This is a genomic window from Endozoicomonas atrinae, from assembly GCF_001647025.1.
Taxonomy (GTDB): domain Bacteria; phylum Pseudomonadota; class Gammaproteobacteria; order Pseudomonadales; family Endozoicomonadaceae; genus Endozoicomonas; species Endozoicomonas atrinae.
The window spans coordinates 1-3,241 of sequence record NZ_LUKQ02000416.1 but is presented as its reverse complement, the minus strand read 5'-3'; the positions used below and the strand labels follow the sequence as shown (position 1 = coordinate 3,241).

Annotated in this window: 3 protein-coding genes; 1 reads left to right on the top strand and 2 read right to left on the bottom strand. The window is 45.9% G+C overall.

What is annotated here, in order from left to right:
* Positions 1 to 107: 107 nt before the first annotated feature.
* A complete protein-coding gene (locus AK963_RS27230) occupies positions 108 to 605 on the bottom strand; it encodes an MBL fold metallo-hydrolase (protein ID WP_083232918.1) in 498 nt (165 codons plus the stop codon).
* 196 nt (positions 606 to 801) lie between these two features.
* On the bottom strand, positions 802 to 1,986 hold the full coding sequence (locus AK963_RS27225) for an acyl-CoA dehydrogenase family protein (protein WP_066018468.1): 1,185 nt from the start codon (positions 1,984 to 1,986) through the stop codon (positions 802 to 804).
* A gap of 386 nt (positions 1,987 to 2,372) precedes the next feature.
* Here AK963_RS27225 and AK963_RS32645 point away from each other — a divergent pair, with 386 nt between their 5' ends.
* The gene (locus tag AK963_RS32645) at positions 2,373 to 3,086 is read left to right on the top strand and encodes a hypothetical protein (RefSeq protein WP_139117707.1); all 714 of its coding nucleotides are present in this window, start codon (positions 2,373 to 2,375) and stop codon (positions 3,084 to 3,086) included.
* Positions 3,087 to 3,241: the final 155 nt, after the last annotated feature.

The following is a 3,241-nucleotide window of genomic DNA, read 5'->3' as shown; positions in this document are numbered from 1 at the left end:
GAAAATCAACATCATTAAAACCTTCGGGTAGCTGTGGTCGACGAGACATCTGTTCTAGATAATGCATGGTAATGATGCCTAAGCATAGTTGGCGGCAGCTTAAGGATTTAGAAAATGCGATTGGTATTATTCGTGATACTTTCGTACAGTTGCTCGGCGGAACCTTCCTGAAAATCACACCTGCCAGCAGCACGAATAAGGAGTGTATCTCCGGTAAATACCTTGCCATTCCACAGAAAGCTCATACAGCTTTTCGTATGTCCCGGGGTGCTGATCGCTGTGATCAACAGTTGTCCTATTTGAAGGTTCTCCCCATCGTCTAATAATCTGTCGGCCATATCCACCGAGGAAAATTTGCTCAACAATATCGGGGCTCCTGTTTTCTGTTTCAGTTTCCAGGCGCCGGTTATATGGTCAGCATGAACATGGGTTTCAAGAATAAGTTTCAGTTTGAGCCCCAACTCGTCTATAAGCTGAAGGTCACGCTCTGTTTGTTCGCTGACTGAGTCAATCAGTACCGCTTCTTTTGATTCCATATCGCCAAGAATATAGCTGTAAGTATGAGACTCAGGATCCAGAAGTTGCCGTAAGATAAGCTGTTTCATGGTGTTTGTTCTGGCGATAAGAGCTGGGCAGTAAACAGCTGCTTTGGACGCAGCAAATATTTGAAAATCTCGATAGTGATTAAAATAGGCTTAATTTTACTGTTTCGTGAAGATTTTTAGTTTTCTTTGCAAAACTGCACAGGAGAAGGTGTGAGGGAGGAGGAAGGCAAGGCTAAGGTAGCCTTGCCTGAAAGAGTTAGAGGAAGAAGTCAGTGGTTTCACGGCCCATGATGACACCACCAAAGTTACGTGCATATTTGGCAGGCTGGTTGGCTACGTGAGTCCGGCCGGTTTGAATGTCCCGGAAGACCTGATTCACCTTGTGAGTATTGAAAATACCGGCTGACCCACAGTGCAGGTAGAGTTCGGTAATGGCATCCGCGCAGCGTGTACCCACAATCGCAGAGTCATAACGCATTTTGACCCGCTCTTCAATAGCCAGAGGCTCACCCTGATCGGCTCGTTCGCTGAGGATATCAAAATTTTTGAACAGGATGGTTTTCAGATCACTGACCACCATCATGGCATTGGCGGCAGCCGCCTGTGCACCAGGGTCTTCAACCACTGCCTTGCCATCATGCAGGGCAATACGCTTACGGTTGAAATCGACAAAATCATCCACGGCACCTTTCAGGGCTCCGATAGCGGAAGATGATACTGCGCGAACAAAGATCTGGCCGAAGGGCAGCTTGAACAGTGGAGCTGTGTTCACTGCATTGCCAGGGCTGTTCTGCATAAAGCCATCAAGAGAGCGATGTGTGCGGTATTCTGGCACAAACTTGTCTTTTACCACGACATCATGGGAGCCGGTAGCCTGCAGGCCCATAGTGTCCCAGTTGTCTACGATCTCGTAATCTTCCCGTGGTACCAGGAATGTGCGGTAGTCCGGTGCTTCGCCTTCGTTTTTAGGCGGTACGATAGCGCCGAGGAAGGCCCATTCGCAGTGCTTGGATCCGGAAGAGAAGCCCCACTTGCCACTGAGTTTGTAACCGCCTTCAACATGCTCCACTTTACCCACAGGCATATAAGAAGAGGAGATCAGTACGCTGGTGTCTTCACCCCAGACATCCTGTGCGGCGCGATCATCAAACAGGGCCAGCTGCCAGTTGTGGATAGCAACGACACCGAGAACCCAGGCTGAAGACATGCAGCCTTCGGCCAGTGTCATCTGAACTTCGAAAAAGTCATGAGGCTTCAGCTCGTAGCCGCCCCATTTTGCGGGCTGGAGAATTCGAAAGAAACCCGCTTCCTGAAAATCTGCAATGGTTTCGTCATGTAGTCTGCCCTGCTGGTTGGCTTCTGCTGTGCGCTCTTTCAGCACTGGCACCAATTCCCGGGCGCGTTCGTAGAGTCTCTGTCGAATCTGATCTTGATCACTCATTATTATTATCTCCAGTTGTCACCGGTTTGGATGAGGTCTTACCTGGATTTGATCAGTATCTTCTACTGTTGGCTGATGCCAATTGGGTTTATTTCCGGCAAGACCGCTGTACTCCAGTTCCCCGAAAGCACGCTCCGGTTGGGCGTTCTTAACTGTGGATTGAATCAGTCTGGCAGGCTATCGACATACTCTAAATGGACCATCTTGCATATGCCTGGAGAAACTTATATGGATGTTTATTGTCTGTTGATTATATGCGTATATCTTCAGCTTGCTGGAAAGAGTCGTATTTACATCAGGTCAGATGGCGGGGAGTTCCATAAGTCAACAGTTATAAGTTTCATATAGCACTTAGAGCTTCAAATACCTTAACTTGGGTTGTTGGTGTGCAAGGGCATAAAATCGATATTCAATATTACCAGTCCTCATCTAGCGGAACGAGTGATCGATCTGATGATGTTGGGCGAAGTTTTAGTGGTCGAGGGGTTAAAACTCAAAAAGAAGTTCTTTTATTTGCAAAACAATCAAAGATAGGCGGTAAGGTGATATTTGATTGTACATTATGCAATGACAGTAAAGGTAAGCAATTTGGGCTAATGGTCAAGCATCTAAACAAAACTCATTTCATGGTCAGGCCTTTTCAGTGTGCTGATTGTAATGTTGGCTTTCATAACTCCGCACTGCTTGCTAGCCATCGTCACACTGAAATGCACCGTACCAATAGAGGGTGTTGCCATCACAACCTTTCTCATTCTGTGAGTTATTTACGCAATCAATCTCTTTCTATCGAAGTGTGTGACATTGAAAGACGGACATTTGAGCTTGATAAGGCATCTCCGTGTGAGGATAGTTTCACTGATATTCATCAGCGTAAACTTAAAGCTCATATCGATAGGCTTGAAAAGGAGGAGTATGACATCGTATTTAAAAAGCTGCGTCCAGCAGGATTGTTTGTGATTGGCAGTGCTGAGCATATAGGTCACATTGACAGGCTTCATAGGATTCGAAGTCTTATTTGCGACAAGAATATTGAGCTTAGATCATTACAATATTCATTATTTCCATATGTTAAACGACTTCCCTTGACTCCGGGTTTATAGCGTTATTTTTTTATCTGCTTATGTAAATCAATACTCCGGACACTATTATGCAGCGATAGCACCATAGCTACTTAGCTCCTCATAAGTATTCATGACTTTTTCGTCATTCATTGCCAAGCCTAACTTCTCAAAAACTCTGTGCATCAGGTTCTGAT

Bases quoted from the DNA above. Each gene is read 5' to 3' on its own strand.
- AK963_RS27230 (WP_083232918.1), bottom strand. From the start codon at position 605: ATGAAACAGCTTATCTTACGGCAACTTCTGGATCCTGAGTCTCATACT.
- AK963_RS27225 (WP_066018468.1), bottom strand. From the start codon at position 1,986: ATGAGTGATCAAGATCAGATTCGACAGAGACTCTACGAACGCGCCCGG.